General features: G+C 74.5%; 1 protein-coding gene. It reads left to right on the top strand.

The window, feature by feature from the left end; translation table 11 throughout:
- A partial coding sequence (locus JT719_RS24705; protein WP_207436439.1) for a hypothetical protein occupies positions 1–278 on the top strand: 278 nt, incomplete at both ends.

The raw sequence follows: 278 nt of genomic DNA, 5'->3' as shown, positions 1-278 counted from the left end.
CGGCGAGCCGCCACGCCTGGGGGGTGCTGATCGTCGGGCTGCTGTTGACCGGCACCCTGGCCGGCTACGTGCGGCGGGAGCAGCAGGCCAAGCGCCTGCTCCAGGCGGAGGCCCGCGCCCGTGCCGCCATGGCCCGCGCGCTCCGCGAAAGCGAGGAGCGGTTCCGCATGGCGCTCCGCCATTCGCGCATCTCGCTGTGCAGCCACGACCGCGACCTGCGCTATGTCTGGGTCTACAACCCGCAGACGCCCGTGCCGCCGGAGGCCTTCCTCGGCCGC

The sequence above is a fragment of the Sabulibacter ruber genome (assembly GCF_017355955.1).
Lineage (GTDB): Bacteria > Bacteroidota > Bacteroidia > Cytophagales > Hymenobacteraceae > Nibribacter > Nibribacter ruber_A.
This window is presented reverse-complemented; position numbering and strand designations above follow the sequence as displayed.